The organism is Myxococcus sp. SDU36 (assembly GCF_030168875.1).
In the GTDB taxonomy this organism is placed as follows: domain Bacteria; phylum Myxococcota; class Myxococcia; order Myxococcales; family Myxococcaceae; genus Myxococcus; species Myxococcus vastator.
The window spans coordinates 3,948,631-3,965,415 of the sequence record NZ_CP077414.1 but is presented as its reverse complement, the minus strand read 5'-3'; the positions used below and the strand labels follow the sequence as shown (position 1 = coordinate 3,965,415).

At 67.8% G+C, this 16,785-nt stretch carries 16 protein-coding genes; 9 read left to right on the top strand and 7 right to left on the bottom strand.

Annotated elements, in window-relative coordinates; translation table 11 throughout:
- The first annotated feature begins 1 nt into the window (after position 1).
- Positions 2 to 1,546: a DUF1501 domain-containing protein gene (locus KGD87_RS15550; protein WP_284668196.1), complete on the top strand. Its 1,545-nt coding sequence runs from the start codon at positions 2 to 4 to the stop codon at positions 1,544 to 1,546.
- A 55-nt stretch (positions 1,547 to 1,601) separates the two neighbouring features.
- Here KGD87_RS15550 and KGD87_RS15545 read toward each other — a convergent pair whose 3' ends face one another.
- Positions 1,602 to 2,822 (bottom strand): M20/M25/M40 family metallo-hydrolase, encoded by a 1,221-nt coding sequence (locus KGD87_RS15545; protein WP_284668195.1) that lies wholly within the window; start codon positions 2,820 to 2,822, stop codon positions 1,602 to 1,604.
- A gap of 246 nt (positions 2,823 to 3,068) precedes the next feature.
- On the opposite strand from KGD87_RS15545, the gene KGD87_RS15540 reads away from it, so the two are divergent.
- Entirely contained in the window at positions 3,069 to 4,685 is a 1,617-nt protein-coding gene (locus KGD87_RS15540; RefSeq protein ID WP_284668194.1) for a GMC family oxidoreductase, read from the top strand.
- 3 nt (positions 4,686 to 4,688) lie between these two features.
- On the opposite strand, the gene KGD87_RS15535 is transcribed toward KGD87_RS15540, so the two are convergent.
- Entirely contained in the window at positions 4,689 to 5,204 is a 516-nt protein-coding gene (locus KGD87_RS15535; protein WP_176419201.1) for an OmpA family protein, read from the bottom strand.
- A 246-nt stretch (positions 5,205 to 5,450) separates the two neighbouring features.
- On the opposite strand from KGD87_RS15535, the gene dgt reads away from it, so the two are divergent.
- From dgt to KGD87_RS15520, 3 genes are all read left to right on the top strand, one after another.
- Entirely contained in the window at positions 5,451 to 6,857 is a 1,407-nt protein-coding gene (gene dgt / locus KGD87_RS15530; protein ID WP_284668193.1) for a dGTP triphosphohydrolase, read from the top strand.
- A gap of 611 nt (positions 6,858 to 7,468) precedes the next feature.
- Complete coding sequence (locus tag KGD87_RS15525; protein WP_284668192.1) at positions 7,469 to 8,056, top strand: RHS repeat-associated core domain-containing protein; 588 nt, start codon at positions 7,469 to 7,471, stop codon at positions 8,054 to 8,056.
- Between the two features lie 125 nt (positions 8,057 to 8,181).
- On the top strand, positions 8,182 to 8,640 hold the full coding sequence (locus KGD87_RS15520) for a hypothetical protein (RefSeq protein WP_284668191.1): 459 nt from the start codon (positions 8,182 to 8,184) through the stop codon (positions 8,638 to 8,640).
- Positions 8,641 to 8,905: 265 nt separating this feature from the next.
- Here KGD87_RS15520 and KGD87_RS15515 read toward each other — a convergent pair whose 3' ends face one another.
- Together KGD87_RS15515 and KGD87_RS15510 are read right to left on the bottom strand one after the other, a co-directional pair.
- Positions 8,906 to 9,646 (bottom strand): hypothetical protein, encoded by a 741-nt coding sequence (locus tag KGD87_RS15515; protein ID WP_284668190.1) that lies wholly within the window; start codon positions 9,644 to 9,646, stop codon positions 8,906 to 8,908.
- A gap of 52 nt (positions 9,647 to 9,698) precedes the next feature.
- Positions 9,699 to 9,881, bottom strand: a complete 183-nt coding sequence (locus tag KGD87_RS15510) for a hypothetical protein (protein ID WP_284668189.1) — start codon at positions 9,879 to 9,881, stop codon at positions 9,699 to 9,701.
- 95 nt (positions 9,882 to 9,976) lie between these two features.
- Between KGD87_RS15510 and KGD87_RS15505 the strand changes: the two genes are divergently transcribed.
- Entirely contained in the window at positions 9,977 to 10,651 is a 675-nt protein-coding gene (locus tag KGD87_RS15505) for an SOS response-associated peptidase (RefSeq protein ID WP_284668188.1), read from the top strand.
- A gap of 10 nt (positions 10,652 to 10,661) precedes the next feature.
- Here the strand turns inward: KGD87_RS15505 and KGD87_RS15500 are convergent, their stop codons facing one another.
- A complete protein-coding gene (locus tag KGD87_RS15500) occupies positions 10,662 to 11,051 on the bottom strand; it encodes a DoxX family protein (protein ID WP_284668187.1) in 390 nt (129 codons plus the stop codon).
- A gap of 58 nt (positions 11,052 to 11,109) precedes the next feature.
- Entirely contained in the window at positions 11,110 to 12,624 is a 1,515-nt protein-coding gene (locus tag KGD87_RS15495; protein WP_284668186.1) for an Hsp70 family protein, read from the bottom strand.
- A gap of 331 nt (positions 12,625 to 12,955) precedes the next feature.
- Between KGD87_RS15495 and KGD87_RS15490 the strand changes: the two genes are divergently transcribed.
- Positions 12,956 to 13,717 carry a pesticin C-terminus-like muramidase gene (locus KGD87_RS15490; RefSeq protein WP_284668185.1) on the top strand — a complete coding sequence of 254 codons (762 nt, stop codon included), beginning with the start codon at positions 12,956 to 12,958 and terminating at the stop codon, positions 13,715 to 13,717.
- Positions 13,718 to 13,863: 146 nt separating this feature from the next.
- On the opposite strand, the gene KGD87_RS15485 is transcribed toward KGD87_RS15490, so the two are convergent.
- On the bottom strand, positions 13,864 to 15,360 hold the full coding sequence (locus KGD87_RS15485) for a sigma-54-dependent transcriptional regulator (protein WP_284668184.1): 1,497 nt from the start codon (positions 15,358 to 15,360) through the stop codon (positions 13,864 to 13,866).
- A gap of 216 nt (positions 15,361 to 15,576) precedes the next feature.
- Between KGD87_RS15485 and KGD87_RS15480 the strand changes: the two genes are divergently transcribed.
- Both KGD87_RS15480 and KGD87_RS15475 read left to right on the top strand, forming a co-directional pair.
- Positions 15,577 to 16,326, top strand: a complete 750-nt coding sequence (locus tag KGD87_RS15480) for an OmpA family protein (RefSeq protein WP_284668183.1) — start codon at positions 15,577 to 15,579, stop codon at positions 16,324 to 16,326.
- Between the two features lie 22 nt (positions 16,327 to 16,348).
- Entirely contained in the window at positions 16,349 to 16,783 is a 435-nt protein-coding gene (locus KGD87_RS15475; RefSeq protein WP_284668182.1) for a chemotaxis protein CheW, read from the top strand.
- Positions 16,784 to 16,785: the final 2 nt, after the last annotated feature.

Below are 16,785 nucleotides of genomic sequence, written 5' to 3'. Positions count from 1 at the left end.
CATGTCCTTCTCGAGACGACAGTTTCTTCGTGGTACGTCCAGCGGACTGGGCCTGCTCGCCGCGTCGTCCGCGCTGCCTCGCTGGCTGGTGGGCGAGGCCGAAGCCGCCACCCTCGGTGGCTACGCGGGCTACCGCGCCGCCGTCAGCGTGTTCCTGCTGGGAGGCAATGACGCCAACAACCTCCTGGTGCCGCTCGGCGCCACGCCCTACGCGCAGTACAGCGCGGCGCGGCCGAACATCGGCATCCCCAAGGCGGACCTGCTGCCCATCAGCCCGGCGGGGCTGGCCGCCAACTCCTACGGGCTGCACCCCGCGCTCAAGAAGGTGCAGGCGCTGTTCGGCCAGCAGCGCGCCGCGCTCGTGTGCAACGTGGGGCCGCTGGTGGTCCCCATGCGCAAGGCGGACTACACCCAGGGCACCGCCGCCCGGCCGGACAACCTGTACTCCCACAGCGACCAGCAGGACGCGTGGGCCAGCGCCATCGCCAATCCCTCCACCGCGCCGGTGCCCTTCGAACTGGTCGGCAAGACGACGGGGTGGGGCGGGCGGACGGCGGACAAGCTTCACGGCCTCAACCCGGGTGAGTATCCGGAGGTGGTCTCCTTCGGAGGCAAGCCGCTGTTCGCCGCGGGGGCCGTGCGCCAGCCGATGATGGTGTCGCCCAGCGGCACGCTCGCGTTCCGCCAGACGTCCGACGCCGACTTCAACGCGCTCCAGACGCAGGCGCTCGCCGACGTGATGGGGCACACGAACGGCGTCACCCTGGAGGCGTCCTACGGCGGCATCTTCACGCAGGCGCAGACCTTCGCCACGGCCCGCGCCGCGGCGCGCGAGGCGGCGTGGGCCTCGCTCCCGGAAGCCACGCGTGTCGCCATCGACGCGCTGTTCGTCCCGCCCACGGGCGGCACCAACTGGACGCTGCTCACGCAGCTCTACCAGGTGCTGCGGGACCTCGTCGCGGGGGCGACGGCCACGGCCCTGGGCGGCCTGGGCCTGAGGCGCCAGGAGTTCTCTGTGGGCCTGGGCGGCTTCGACACGCACGTGGGGCAGCCGCCGACGCACGACTCGCTGCTCACCCAGCTCGACTTCGCGCTGGACGCCTTCTACCGGGCGGTGGCGCTGCTGCGCTCGTCGGGGGCCTTTGGCGCCACCCCGCCGCAGGCCACGCTCTTCACCATGAGCGACTTCAGCCGGACGATGGTGGAGAACTCGGACCGGGGCACGGACCACGCCTGGGGCGGCCACGCCATCGTCCTTGGCGAGCGCGTCCAGGGCGGCCGGCTGTACGGCACGTACCCGGACCTGGACCTGGCCTCCAACGGCGTGAACAACCTGGACACCACGGACTCGCGCGGCCGCTGGATTCCCACCCTGTCGGTGGACCAGTACGCCCATTCGCTGGCGCACTGGCTGGGCCTGTCAACAGCCGCCGAGCGCGAGTACGTGTTCCCCAACCTCGCCGGCTACATCACCGCGGCGACGGCGGGGGGCTATCCCTCCTCCGCCCGCTCGAATCGCATCGCGTTCATGCTGGCGGACACGTAGCGCCGCCGGGAGCCCCGGCGCAGGTCTCGCGCCGGGGCCCCTGGGCTTTCAGGGGCTACTGCATGCCGCCCTTGGCCAGCTCGGAGACGTAGGCGGCGGCAATCTTGGAGAACTTGAGCGCGTGCGCGGCGGTGCTGTCGGAGTTCGCCACGGTGTCCCTGGAGGTGTGGATGTTGGGGTTCTTCTGGACGACGGTCCCCTCGAAGGGGATGGAGGCCGCGAAGCCCTGGTTGTGCCAGGAGGCGTGGTCCGAGCACCCGTAGCCGCACGTCGTATTGGTGAACGGCACGCCGACGTACGTCGTTATCAGGTTTCGGATGAACTGGTTCTGGGCGGAGTTGGTGTTGTCGGTGACGATGCCCACATCCGAGGTGGCGTTGGGGTGCTTGAAGTTCGTCATGTCGAGCTGCATCACCCCCACGACGTTGATGTTGTTGTTCTTGTGCCAGAGGGCGATTTCACGTGAGCCGCGCAGGCCCGTCTCCTCCGCGGCGTAGGCCATGAACTTCACCGTGCGCTGGGGTCGGTAGCCGCGGGCCATGGCGGCGCGGATGACCTCGGTGAACGTCGCGATGCCGGACGCGTCGTCGTCGGCGCCGGGGGCGGCGCTGGTGGAGCTGATGGAGTCCAGGTGGCCGCCCACCACGACGACCTCGTTGGGCAGCGTGGTGCCGGGGATGGTGAGGATGACCGAGGGCTGCCGCCAGCCGGTGTGCGGGTAATACTCCACGGTGACGTCCGTGCGCCCCGCGCTGGTGACATAGCCCCGCCACTTCGTCAGGAGCATGGCCGCGGCGTCCACGCCACCTTGAGAGGTCTGGCTGCGCGTGGGGAAGGCGGACAGCTCGGCGATGGTGGTGCGGATGTTCGTGGCCGACAGCGCGCCCATCAGCGAGTTCACGGTCGCCGCGTTGGTCAGGGTGTAGCTGACGGCCTTCTGGGTCGCCGTGGGGGACACGGGCGCAAGGGACGCCAGTGCCTCCTCCTGCGTCTCGTAGGTGATGAAGCCGGCGCACCGGTCGAACTTCTCATGCATCATCACCGCCAGCCGCGACAGCTGGGACTCCTTCATCTGGAACACGCCCGCGTGCTCCTGCTGCTTGAGGGCGGTGGGCACGTTCCAGCCTTCGGCCGCGAAGGTCTCCTGCATGGGCGCGATGGCGTCCGTGCCAATCGCAATCCAGACAGTCTTGTCAGCTGGCTTTGCCTTGAGCGGCTCGGCAAGGGCCAGCGGGGCACTCAGCAGCAACAGCGAGACCGGCATCCAGGTCTTCATCCGCATTGCTCCTCCAGGGGCACGGCATTGCGTTGCAGCACGGGGGTCGGGCTGCGGGGAGGAGCCTCTGCTTTTCGAGAAATAAAGGCTTTCTGCGGGTGGCTTGGAGTGTTGGAAAGAAGACATACCTGGAGTGAAGCCGGGCTGGGCAGGCAGGCGCTTCGTTCCACGCACCGCCTGAATCTCCGCGCCGGGCTGACGCATCTCTTTGTCGTAGAGTGGTGTCAGAGGGGAGGCAGGACGGCCATGGACTGCGACTGGCTCATCATCGGCTCGGGGTTCGGCGGCAGCGTCAGCGCGCTCCGGCTGACGGAGAAGGGCTACCGCGTCGTGGTGCTGGAGAAGGGGCGGCGCTTGCGCGCCCCGGACTTCCCGAAGACGAACTGGGAGCTGAAGCGCTGGTTCTGGAAGCCCCTGCTGGGGTGGCGGGGCCTGTTCGAGATGACGTTCTTCCGTCACGTCACCGTGCTGTCGGGCGTGGGCGTGGGCGGCGGCTCGCTGGTGTACGCCAACACGCTCCCCATCCCCCGGGACGACTTCTTCCAGGCCACCTCGTGGGGGCACCTCGCCGCGTGGAAGGAGGAACTGGCGCCGCACTACACCACCGCGCGGAGGATGCTGGGGGCCACGCCGAATCCGCTGCGCACCGTGCCGGACCAGGTGCTCCAGGAGGTGGGCGCGGACCTGGGTCGCACGGACTTCCAACCCACCACCGTGGCCGTGTACTTCGGCGAGCCGGGTGTCACCGTGAAGGACCCGTACTTCAACGGTGCGGGACCGGACCGGACGGGCTGCAACGCGTGTGGCGGGTGCATGCTGGGGTGTCGCTTCAACGCCAAGAACACGCTCGACAAGAACTACCTCCACCTGGCGGAGCGGCGCGGCCTCTGGCTGCACGCGGACACCGAAGTCACCTGGGTGCGGCCGCTGCCGGAAGGGGGCTACGAAGTCGAAGCGCTCCAAGGGGCGCGGCGCTTCTTCCGGAAGAAGGTGCGCTTCACCGCGAAGCAGGTCGTCTTCGCGGGGGGGGTGCTGGGCACCCTGGACCTGCTGCTCAAGTTGAAGGCGCGCCCGGACGGACTGCCGCGCCTGTCGGACCGGCTGGGAGACGGCGTGCGCACCAACTCCGAGGCGCTCGTGGGGGTGGTGAGCGGCCGCAAGGAGCAGGATTTGTCACGGGGCATCGCCATCGGCTCCATCCTGCACACCGATGCCCAGTCCCACCTGGAGCCGGTGCGCTACTCGGCGGGCTCGGGCTTCTTCCGGTTGCTGATGGCGCCGCAGGTGTCTGGCGCCACGATGCTCCAGCGCTTCGCGCGGCTGGTGGGCCTGCTGGTCCGGCATCCGCTGCGCTTCCTCAAGGCGTGGTTCGTCCCGGACTTCGCGCGGCGGACGATGATTCTGCTCTACATGCGCACCCTGGAGGGGCACCTGCGCATGAAGCGCTCGCGGCGGCTGGGGTTGAGCACGGCGCTCCAGGAGGGCCCGGCGCCGAGCGCCAACATGCCGGAGGCCTTCGACCTGGCCCGGCGCGTGGCGGACAAGCTGGACGGCTATCCGATGACCATCGTCAGTGAGACGTTGCTCGGCATCCCGACGACGGCGCACATCCTGGGCGGCTGCTGCATGGGTGACTCGGCGGAGACGGGGGTCATCGACTCGCGGCACCGCGTGTTCGGCCATGAGGGGTTGTACGTGGTGGACGGCTCCGCCATCTCCGCCAATCCGGGCGTCAATCCATCACTCACGATTACAGCGCTGGCCGAGCGCGCGATGACCTTCATTCCCGCGGCCCGGACGGCGCCGCGGGAAGAGGTGGACGCGCCCGCGGTGTCCGTGGCCGTGGGGACCCGCGCGAACTGAGCGCTACAGCCGGACCTGGAGCTCGTAGCGGCGGTTCTTCGCCTTCTTGGCGGCGGTGTCGTCGGGCTTCACCAGCGGCTTCTCGGAGCCGAAGCCCACGGCGATGATTTCGTTCCGGGGGATGCCGCGCGCGATGAGCTCCTTGACGATGGTCTCCGCGCGCTGCTCGCTGAGCTTCTTGTTCTTGGCCGCGTCACCGGTGGAGTCGGTGTGGCCGGAGACCTCGAACTTGTAGGACTTCAGGCCGGCGGCGACGAGCTGCTTCTTGGCGTCGACGAGCGCGTTGGTCAGCTTCTTGAGCTTGGCGTCGCAGCCGGCTTCGAGCGTGGCGGTGCCCGTCTTGAAGCTGCACTGGTTCTGCCGGCCCTCGTCCATCAGCTTGGTGTTGACGCGCTTCTCCACGGCGGACTTGCCGGCATTGCCCGCGGCCTTGGTGAGGGAGCCGAACCCTCCCTGCGCGGAGGCCACGCCGGGAAGGGTGAGTAGCGACACGGTGATGCACAGGGCCTTGAGCTTCATACGTGAGGACGCCTCCGTTAGCGTGGCGGTGTTCGCCGGGCGGGAGGCTGCCCGGGGGCCGCGCCTTCGTCCAGCGGCGCGGTGTCTCATGTGACGGGTGACGGGGGCCCGTCCGCCCGGCTGGTAAAACTTGCCTCGGTGCGTGAGGGGAGCAGCATGCCACCCCGGGTCCCTTCGCACAGCGAGGCAGGCGTGAGCAGCAGCAGGCGAACCGAGTGTTGGCGGCGGCTACTTTCAGGTTACCGGGTGGGCTCGGAGAAGAAGCCGGTGGAAGAGCCGGCGTCCGTCCTGAGTGACATGGACGCGCTGCTCCAGGACGAGCGGACTGACTACGACCGGGACTATGACCGCATCGTCTTCTCCGCGGAGTTCCGCTGCCTGCACGACAAGACGCAGGTGTTTCCGCTGTCCACGAGCGACTACACGCGCACGCGCTTGACTCACAGCATCGAGGCTTCCTGTGTCGGGCGCTCGCTGGGCGCGCTCGCGGGGCGTGGGTTGCTGGCGCGTGACGTGAAGGTGAATCCCTCCCATCTGGGCACCATCGTCGCGGCGGCCTGCCTGGCGCATGACATTGGCAATCCGCCCTTCGGACACTCGGGCGAGGCGGCCATCCAGCATTGGGTGTCACAGCGACTGGTGCCTCCAGATGGACGGCCGAGTCCGTTCGAGACGATGGCGCAGTGGAAGGACCTGGAGTCCTTCGAGGGCAATGCGCAAGGCTTCCGCATCCTCAACCGGCTCCAGTCGCGCGAGCGGCGGGGCGGCCTGCGCTACACGGCGGCGACGCTGGGGGCGATGAGCAAGTACCCGCGCGCGTCGGTGCTGCCGGGCGGGCGGGAGCGAGACAGGGCGCGCGTGTCTGAGAAGAAGTTCGGTTACTTCCAGGACGATGAGGCCCTGGCGCTGGAGGCGTACCGCGCGGTGGGGTTGGTGGAGCGTGAACTCGGTGTGTTCTCCCGGCATCCGCTGGCGTTCCTCGTCGAGGCGGCGGATGACATCTGCTACGCGGTCATCGACCTGGAGGACTCGGCGAAGCTGGGGCTGATTCCCATCAAGGATGCGTGTGAGCTGCTGGACGCGGTGCTGCCTCGGCCGGTGAAGGGGCCCGTGCGCCCGCCGCCGTCGCATCCGGAGACACGGCTGGCGCAGGCGCGAGCGCGGGCCATTGGCGAGCTCATCCAGGCGTGTGTGAAGGTGTTCCTGGATAACGTAGTGGCGATGGAGGAGGGGAAGTGGGAGACGCCGTTGGCCGCTGCATATGACGACGTGGCGAAGCCGTTGAAGGCCATCCGCCACCTCACGCGGCGCTACGGCTATGAGAGCGAGCGCGTGCTCCAGATTGAGAGCGCGGGCTTCAAGACGCTGGGCGGGCTGCTGGACATGTTCGCGATGGCGGTCGTCACCGACACGCCGAACCGCGAGGAGAAGAAGCTGCGGCAATTGCTGCCACTGGACCTCTTCCAACGTCCGGAGCACGCCCGGGACACGGCGGAAGAGCCCTCGTCCCGGGATGAGGCCATCACCGAGGCGGTGGCCCGGCTGTCGAAGTACCAGCGATTGCTGTGCGTGACGGACTACATCTCCGGCATGACGGACGGCTTCGCCGTGGAGTTGTTCCAGCGGCTGTCAGGCATCAAGCTGCCGACGTAGTAGACGTGACGTTGCCTTCCCAAAAGGGTGCCCCGGCGAGCATGCGCTGTTCTTTTGTGCCCAGGGCGGATTGGCTTCTGTTTTGATGTTGCGGCGTTGTCGAGGCGTTTGGGGCGACGAGGCGCTCTTTCAGGGACAGGGTTGCGTGCTTGGAGCGACTTCTGAGAGGTTAGTGGTTCGGCGCATCCGTTCAGGCCCGTCCAGTCAACGTTGAAGTTTTCAAATGATGCAGCGGTGTAATCCATCATCCGTTTGTTCGAATCATCGGATGGTCGCCTCTTTTACAGAGCGCGATAGCCTGCTGATGCCGTCTGGAGGGAAAGGACGTAAGGTGACTGCTATATGCTAGGTGTCTCACGCGTCGCCGCGGTCCTGGAATTGGGATGGACACGCGTTTTCAACGCCAGTACAGGATGTTGGACCGATGAGCCCCGCGTTCGTGGCACCTTCTATTTTGCGGCACGGACCGAAGGAGACATGACGCCCGCTCCCGAGAGGCGAACGCTCGAAGCGCATGGACCGTGCTGGGTAGATAGCGAGAATTCCACGGGCTGTCCGACGGGTACGAGCTATAAAGTCGTGCCTTCCCACTACTGGCCGCAGAGTGCAGGTTGGTCTCGGACGACCCAAGTATCGGTCGGTACCTCCAGCCAGAGCCGATGCTTCAGAAGCCGTTGTACGTCGCCCTTCAGGTCGGCTTGGGGCGCTTGATGTCGACGTATGCGTATGCGGGCAACAACCCGATCATCTTCTCCGACTCCACGGGTTTGGACTTGGAGGGCGACAAGGCATCCTGCTCGGCCGACGCCCTGAAGACCATTGAGAAGCTGCGGAACAAGATTCGGCAGGGCCTTCCCGCTGGTCACTGCAAGACGATTCTCGAGAACGCCAGGATCATCAAGCTCGTGAACAGCGATTCCGTGTTCACGATCTTCTGCACGAAGAAGGACAAGCTGCCTGCCTGCGGCGATAGCGGTGAGGGCTCACATCCCTGTGGCCAGGCGGACCCCGAGAACTACTGCGCTACGATCCGGGAGAAGAATCCGAAGTTTGGCTGTCCAGGGACGGCGCAGTCGGTGCTGCATGAGGCGGCTCACCTCTGCGGTTCGTGGCCCATCGGCACTCCGCACATCCAGGGACACGACAGATACTACAAGGCGATCGAGGCGTGCGCGGTAGAGATCGCGGGGAGCAAGTGATGCAGGGACGTTTCTTGACCTTGGTGTTCGCCCTCGTAATGGTAGCCTGTGCTGGTTCTCGTGCTCAGCGGACCGAGGGCTTCAGTCGAGGCTTGCTGTCCCGGCTCGTGGACGGCGGTTTTAGGATGAAGCAAGGCATCGTCCGCCCTGATGTCCCAACCACAGAACTACCTGCCAATTGCATCAAATATGGCGACCGCGCATACCAGTGCCTTGGGCATGATGTCGCTCGGCCGGTGGAAGTCAATCTCTGGCAGAACGGGACCATCAGGAGCGTTCTCCTCTGGAGAATGCAGGGCCCCGCGTTCTGGACCTGCGATCTCTTCAACTCGCTGTCCAGGGACTTCTCCGCCGTGCTGCGGCAACGTGGTTCTGGAGCAGACTGCGCCTGTAATGGAGTCGCCTGCCTTGCTGGCGGAACCATGCGCTCGTGGCGTGTGGGGCCGAGCAATCTGAAAATCATGCTGGCGACCTCGATGGAGGAGCCGCACGCGCCGGATGGCACCGCAATAGCCACGATTCTGATTACTGTGGTCGCCGCCGAGGATGGCGGCCTGGAGTCGAACACCGCCACGTCCCACTGAGCGGCTCAACCTGCTTCTTCCTCACCGCCCTCCTCCTTCGGGGCTCAGGCCGCTGAATCCAGCCCAGGGGTGTGCTCCAGCGCCCAGGTCCTGGTGAGGGGCCGCCGGGGTGCGCGCAGGGGGTGGGCGGTCTCCCTCTCCGTGCAGAGTGAAGCTGCTGGCGGGTAACTGTTCCTTCGCTCCATGACTTCTTGAGACGCCTCTCTGGGGGATAACCCCCTTGAGAGGTGGATGTGAAGAGGCATCAGAAGCAAGACAGGCGGAATCAGTCCCCCGCGACGGCAATCTGCCAGTCGCCTTCGGGGGTGATACCCACGCGCAGGCCAAGGTAGCTGCCCTGGTCCTTCATCCCCTCGATTTCCTCGTCCGGGTAGACGCCCTTGAGCGCGCCCCAGTCCTTGTCGGAAGTCGCGCCAGTGACGTGGACGGCAGGCCAGAAGTAGAGGTTGTCCTGCTTCGCGTACGGCAGGTTCAGGACCTTGACGATGCGCGCCAGCTCCGGGTTGCCCAGCTTCTCCGCTGCACGCCAGTACTCTCCCGCGTCGGTGCCGTCGCCGAAAGTGAACCGCACGGCCTTGCCATTCTCGTCCGCCAGGGTGTTGAGCGCCGTGTAATCACAGGCCACCGACGCGGCGATGATGCGCTGACGCATCGACTCCACGGGCGCTGGCAACGCCGGAGCGGCTGGCGCCACGCGCGGAGACAAGTTCGCCGCTGAGCAGGTGCCCTTCTCCGCGGCCGGCGCTCCCGTGTACTCGCCGACGCCCGAGTCGGCATTGGCGGCTCCCGCCGTTGCCGAACCCGGCACCGCGGCATCCGAGCTGCCCGCGCCCTGGGGCTCCGTGCTCGGGGCGGGGGAGGGTGTCTGTCCCTTGCCCGGTGCGGCAGGAATGACAGGCGCGGCGGCGGCACCGGAGTCGACTCCGGCGGCGGGGCTGGAGGTGCGCTCGGTGCAAGCGACGAGCGAGGCGGCAACACAGAGGGAAAGCAGTGAAGTCCGGTTCATGGCCCGCCCGTTGTAGTCCAGCGGACAGGCGGCAGGCTTCTGATTCCGTTACTCAGCCGCCGCCTTTGGGTGACTCGATGACGACGGCGAAGGGGTCGAAGGGCTTGTCATCCTTCTTCTTCGTGGTCGGCATCCCGTACTCGCCGGTGGGGTGTTCGGGCCGGACCGACGTGTACGGGTCTATCTTCACCGGAACACCAAACACCTTCGGGTTCTTCTTGGGTCCGTCGCTCATGCCGCCCATGCTACCGCAGCGGCCCCCGCCTGTTCGGCTGTACCGGCAAGGCGTCTTCTTGGGCATTCGGCCCGCCAGGGCGATACTTCCTGCCCATGTGTGGCCGTGTCACCGTTCGAACCTCTCCTGAGCAGATTGTCACCGGGCTGGGCCTCGCGGGCATCCGTACCGCCGTGGAGCGCCCGCGCTTCAATCTCTGCCCCACGCAGTTGATGCCCGTGGTGACCAATGATGGCGCGCGGATGCTGGATGCCTTCCGCTGGGGCCTGGTCCCGTCGTGGGCGAAGGACCCCGCCATTGGCAACAAGCTCATCAACGCCCGAGGCGAAACGGTGGCGGAGAAGCCCAGCTTCCGCTCCGCGCTCAAGCGGCGCCGGTGCCTCGTCGTGGTGGATGGCTGGTACGAGTGGAAGCAGTCCACGAAGCCGAAGACGCCGTTCCACTTCCACCGCAAGGACGGGCAGCTCCTGACGCTCGCGGGGCTGTGGGAGGCGTGGACCGCGCCCGACACGGGCGAGGTGCTCAACACCTGCACCCTCATCACCACCGGCCCCAACGCGCTGATGGCGCCCATCCATGACCGGATGCCCGTCATCCTTGAGCCGGCGGCCCAGGAGGTGTGGCTGCGTCCGGAGCCGCAGGAGGCCTCGGTGCTGCTCCCTCTGCTGGTGCCCTGCGCCGAGGAGTCACTGGACGTCTACGAGGTGTCGCGCGTGGTGAACTCCCCGGCGAACGACACCCCGGCGTGTGTGGAGCGCGTGGCCGCCTGAGCCGCGCGCCTCAGCCGCGGCGGCGGACCTTCGCGTCGAGGCTCCACGGCCCCGCGCCGATGAGCGCGATGCCGGCCATGACGGCGAGGTAGAGCAGTGCCAGCTCCATGCGGCCGAAGGGGTCCGCGCGGTGCCGGTAGAGCGCCACCACCATGGTGAAGCCCGCCATCGCCGCCGCCGGGCGCGTGAAGAGGCCCACGGCCACCAGCAGCCCGCCCAGGAACTCCGCCAGCGTGGCGCACCAGGCGAAGAACGTCGGGAACGGGAAGCCGAGCTGCGCCACGCCCGCCGCGAACCTGCTCATGTCGCCCGTGAGCTTGGACAGGCCGTGTCCCAGCGCCAGCGAGAGACCGAACACCACGCGAATCAACGTCAAACCCACCGCGGACTTGCCCACCATGCCATGGACCTCCCAGGTCGTCCGCGCATCCTCGCACGGCGGCGTGAGTCACGCTGCGTTACGCGGAGCGCTTGGGCGCGCGCATGTCGCTGATGGCCAGCGGGTGCCGGGCGCCCTGAGGCGAGACGAGCGCGGCGCCGAGCACGAAGTCCTGGCCCATGCGGAGCTCCAGCGTGGTGGGGCCCTTGTGGGTGGTGCGCCAGTCCAGCTCGACGCGGACGGTGCCCAGCAGCTCGCGGTCCACGGTGGTGGTGTCCAGCGCTTCGAACAGGGCGATGGAGAGCGGCCCGGGAATCATCGGCAGCTCCAGCGTCACGGACTTCGTCGCGGGCACGGGGGTGTTGGCGGGGATGACCTCGTGCTGCGCGCCACCGGGGACCATGATGCTGATGGGCATGGGCACCACGTCCGCCAGGCCCGAGATTCCGCGCGCCAGGTTCCGGCCGAGGATGGCCGCGCCCACCGCGACGCCGAGCTCCGGGTGGACCTCCTTGTCGGAGGACAGGCGCTTGAAGTGGGAGAAGCGCTGCCGGATGGCGGGCATGCGCGTCTGTCCGCCGACCAGGACGAGCTCGTCAATCTGCTCGGGCTTCAGTTGCGCGCGCTCCAGCACGTCGTCGCAGGCGGAGGCGGTGCGCTCGATGAGCTGGAAGACCATCTCCTCCAGGCGCTTGCGGGTGAGCGTGTAGTCGAAGTCGATGAAGCCGCCGTCCTTCTGGGCGATGCACGGCACGCGGAGCACCGTGGCGTCGCGCTGGCTCAGCGACATCTTCGCGGACTCGGAGGCGAAGACGAGCCGCTGCATCACCACCTTGTTCCCGCGCAGGTCGATGCCGTGCTTCTGCTGGAAGTCGTCCACCAGCATCTCGACGATGCGCTCGTCGAAGTTGGCGCCGCCCAGGAAGGCGTCACCGCCGGTGGCCAGCACCTTCACCACCTTGTTCTGCACCGCGAGCAGGGTGGCGTCGAAGGTGCCGCCGCCCAGGTCGAACACCATCACCGTCTGCTCGGGGTTGCGCAGGTTGGCGTAGTAGAGCGCCGCCGCCGTCGGCTCGTTGACGATGGCGCGCACCTGGAGCCCGGCCTGCTCCGCGGCGTGGCGGACCGCCGCGCGCTGGCGGCTGCTGGCGTGCGCGGGCACGGTGAGCACGCACTCGCGGAAGGGCGTTCCGGCGGCGTGGTTCGCCAGCGTGAGAATCTGCTGGATGATGAGGTGCGCCACGTCCGTCAGCGACGTCTGCTTCCCGTACATCGTCACGGCCGTGTAGCCGTCCTCGGCCTCCACGAGCTCGAAGGCGTACTTGTCCTTGTGCTGCGTGACGTACTCGGACTGGAAGCGGCGGCCCAAAAAGCGCTTGGCGCCGAAGACGGTGTGGCGCGGGTCGTCAATGATTTGCCGGCGCGCGGCGTGGCCGACGATGGCCTTGTCCGCCGCGTGGAACCAGACGACGGAAGGCAGCGTGACGCTCTTGTCCGTCACCGGAACGACGCGAAGCTTGCCGGCCTTGTCGAAGAAGGCCGCGGCGGTGTTGGTGGTCCCGAAGTCGATGCCAAGGATGGAGCCCGTACTCATCACCACGAACTCTCCCACGTCCCGTCGGCGCGTTCAGCCCCTGAAAGCGCCCCCACGCGCCGCGTGGGTGGGTCACTTGAAGCCCGGTGGCTCTTCGCTTCACTCCGTGGCGGCTGTGACAGCTCTGTTGCGAATCGCTGGTCTAGGTTGAATTCAGGTGAAATCACGCACTGCGGCTTGATGGAGGGGAATGTAGGTGGCAGTCTCCGCACTGTAGGTGGACTTTCCACGGACTCAGTGAGGACTTGCCATGACTGGAATTGATCGCTCTTCGTCTTCGAGAAGCTCCCAGCGGGAATCGCGGGTGTCTGGAGGGGACTCCGCTCGCGGCGTGCGGAACGAGGCGAACCGGCGGGAGGACGCGCGGCAGCCGGAGCAGCACCAGGCCAAGGGCTATTCGGTGAAGGACGGCTGGGATTCGCGGCCCGCCCATGCGGCGAAGCAGCTGCAACCGGCGGCCGAAGCCCAGGCTGTGCTGGCGGAGGGTGGAGTTGCCGCCGCGACGGAGCCTGACGTCGACTGGGACTTCATCGCCGAGCAGGAGGGGCGGGCGGTACAGGATGGCTATGTCCCGGACGCGACGGGCAGCAAGAGCGGCGTCACCGTGGGCACGGGCGTGGACCTGGGCGCGCGGGACATGGCCGACCTGGACCGGCTCGGCCTGTCGGACGCGCTGAAGACGAAGCTGGAGCCCTACCTGGGCAAGCAGGGCCAGGACGCCGCGGACTTCCTGGCGGAGAACCCGCTGAACCTGACGGCGGACGAGGTCAAGGAGCTGGACCGGGCGGTGAAGGGCGAGGCCCTGGACAACGTGGTCAATGAGTACAACACCGAGGTCGACCGCCTGAACGCCGCGGACGGTGGCAGCCGGCCGAGGTTCGCGGAGCTGCCGCGGGAGATGCAGACGGTGATTGCCTCCGTGGGCTTCCAGTACGGCTCGCTGAAGACGGCCACGCCCAACTTCTTCGCGCAGGTGACGGAGCAGCGGTGGGACGACGCGAAGGCCAACCTGGAGGACTTCGGTGACCGCTATCCGTCACGCCGGGGCCGCGAGGCGGACCTGCTGGGCGAGGGCATCGCGACCCTGAGCTGAGCCGCCAATTTCAAACGAGGCCCGGAGCGCGGTGGAGACGCCGAGGCTCCGGGCCTTTTCATGGCCGGTGGCATCACCTCGATGTCCACCCGGGCTGTGTGGGAATGAGAGGGAGCCGGTCGTCGGGGAGAATGAATGTCAGACAGTCACGATTCGCTCTGTCCCCGCCGCAAGCCCAAGGCCTTCATCTTCTTGTAGAAGTGCCCCCGCTCCAGGTCGAGCAGCCGCGCGGCCTCCGTCACGTTGTCGTGTGTATGGGCAAGCACGTACTGGATGATCTCCCGCTCCGCGTCCTCCACCTGCTCGCGGAACGTCCGGTCCGCGCGAGCCCGGAAGCCCACGGGCGCGGGAGGCGCTGGCACCACCGGGGCGGCGATGGCGGGCGCGGGCGTGCTGGACGCCAGGGCCACGGCTGCCTCCGACGCAGGAGGGGGCGGGGGGCTTGCGGGCGGCTCCACCGGGGCGGGCGGCGGCACGTTCCGGCCCCGGGGCAGCAGCTCCAGCGCTTCCGTCCGGCTGACGACGGGGCCCTCACACAGGATGGCCAGCCGCTCCACCAGGTTGCGCAGCTCGCGCACGTTGCCCGGATAGTCGTAGGCGCTCATCACCGCCAGCGCGTCGGGGGACAGCGTCAGCGGCCGGCGTCCATTCTTCGCGCAGGCCTCGTCAAGGAACGTCTTGATGAGGTCCGGCAAGTCCTCGCGCCGCTCGCGCAGCGGGGGCGAATGAAGCTGCACCACGTTGATGCGGTAGTAGAGGTCCTCGCGGAAGCGCCCGGCGGCAATCTCCGCCTCCAGGTTCTTGTTCGTCGCCGCGATGACGCGCACGTCCACCTTGAGCGTCTCCGCGCCGCCCACGCGCTCCAGCTCGCCCTCCTGCAACACGCGCAGCAGCTTGGCCTGCATCGCCTGCGGCATGTCGCCAATCTCGTCCAGGAAGAGCGTGCCCTCGTGGGCCAGCTCGAACTTGCCCCGCCGCACGCTCACCGCGCCGGTGAAGGCGCCCTTCTCGTGGCCGAACAGCTCGCTCTCGATGAGCTCGTGCGGCACCGCGGCGCAGTTGAGCTTCACGAACGGCTGCCCCTTGCGCTTCGAGTGCTGGTGCAGCGCCCGCGCGATGAGCTCCTTGCCCGTCCCATTCTCCCCCGTAATCAGCACCCGGCCCTCGGACGGCGCCGTGCGCTGGATGAGCGAGAAGATGCGCTGCATGGCCGGCCCGCTGCCCACCATGTCGTAGCGGCCCAACTGCGCCCGCAGCTCCTGGAGCTCCGCCATGGCCGCCTGGTGCTTGAGCACGTTGCGCAGCGCCACCAGCAGTCGCTCCCGGGCAATTGGCTTTTCCAGGAAATCCCTGGCTCCCAGTTGGGTCGCCTTCACCGCGGTGTCGATGGTGCCGTGCCCGGACATCATGATGACGGGCAGCTCCGGCTTCAGCTCGGTCAGCTTCGCCAGGGCCGTGAGGCCGTCCATGTCCGGCATCTTCACGTCCATCAGCACCGCGTCCACGGGACGGGCACTGACGACATCCAGGGCCACCTGCCCGCTGTTGGCCAGGTGCGTCTGGTACCCCGCCAGTTGGAGCGACTGGCTCAGGGTGAGGAGGATGTTCTTCTCGTCATCGACGATGAGGACGGAGGCGGGCATGACGGGCTTTCCCCGAGGCGGGCCATGGGGCGCGCCACACGCGGGTCAATCGTGACAATCTCACGGAAAATATTTGGACATTCAAGGGTTTCGGCGGCCGGGGAGGTGTCCAGGGAGGGACAAATGTTTTGACTCACCCCCGCCACTGAGACTACACGCCACCCACTACCCCGCGGGCGCGGGCGCGTTTTCGACTACAGAATTCTGGAGGAAATAATGCGTCAGATTTCCCTATTGGCGGGGCTCTCCCTCGCCGTCGCCATCATGGGCGGCTGCACCCCTTCCTATCCGAAGTGCAACGAGGACGAGCACTGCGCGGAGAAGGGCGAGGTTTGCGTCCAGGGCCAGTGCCAGGAGTGCGCCACCGACGCCAACTGCCAGGAGGGGTTCACCTGCCAGGCGAACAAGTGTGCCCCCAAGCCGCCTGAGTGCACCACCGACAGCGCCTGTGGCAGCGGCCGCATCTGCGAGGCCGGCAAGTGCGCCGAGGCCCAGTGCCAGGAGGACACCCAGTGCCCCGGCGGCGGCAAGTGTGAGTCCGGCCGTTGCCAGGCCCCCGAGAACACCTGCGCGTCCAGCGCTGACTGCGGCGAGGGCGAGGAGTGCCAGGCCGGCCAGTGCGTGACGGCCTCCGCGGACCGCTGCGACTGGAGCCCCGTGCCGTTCGGCTTCAACGAGTCCGGCCTGTCCGCGGACGCGCAGCAGCGGCTGTCCGACCTGGCCCAGTGCCTGAAGAGCGCGCCGGGCCGCGTCACCCTGGCGGGCCACGCCGACGAGCGCGGCACCGAGGAGTACAACCTCCAGCTCTCCAACCGCCGCGCGGCGTCCGTCAAGCGCTACCTGACGGACCTGGGCGTCCCGGCCAGCCAGCTGGGCACTGTGGGTTATGGTGAGAACCGCCCGGTGAACACCGCGTCGTCCGAAGACGCGTGGTCCGAGAACCGCCGCGTCGAGTTCCAGCGCTAGTCTGAGGTAGGCTGCGCGGGTGATGGCCGTCCAAGAGCCTGAAGCGCGTCAGTCCTATCTCGTCTTCGCCTGTGGCAGCAGCTGGTATGCGGTGCCCGCGGAGAGCGCGGTGGAGGTGGTCACCTTCCCCGAGCTCACGCGGGTGCCCGGCGCTCCAGCCCACCTGCTGGGCGTGTTCGCGCACCGGGGGGAAGTCATCCCCGTCGTGGACATGGGCCTGCTGGTGGGCGGCGTCAGTCAGGGTTCCCGGAGGGCGGTGCTGGTGCGCCTGCCACGAGGGACCCTGGCCCTCACGGCCAGTACGGTGGCCGGCGTCTCCCCGGTGACGGGCGCGCTGGAGCCCCTGGGCCCCACGGGCGTCCACGTCCACCTGCGCGGCCCCGCCAAGAGCGGCCCCCGGGACGTGGCCGTCATCGACCCGGAAGGGCTCTTCGACCACCTCAGTCAGGGAACCTGAGG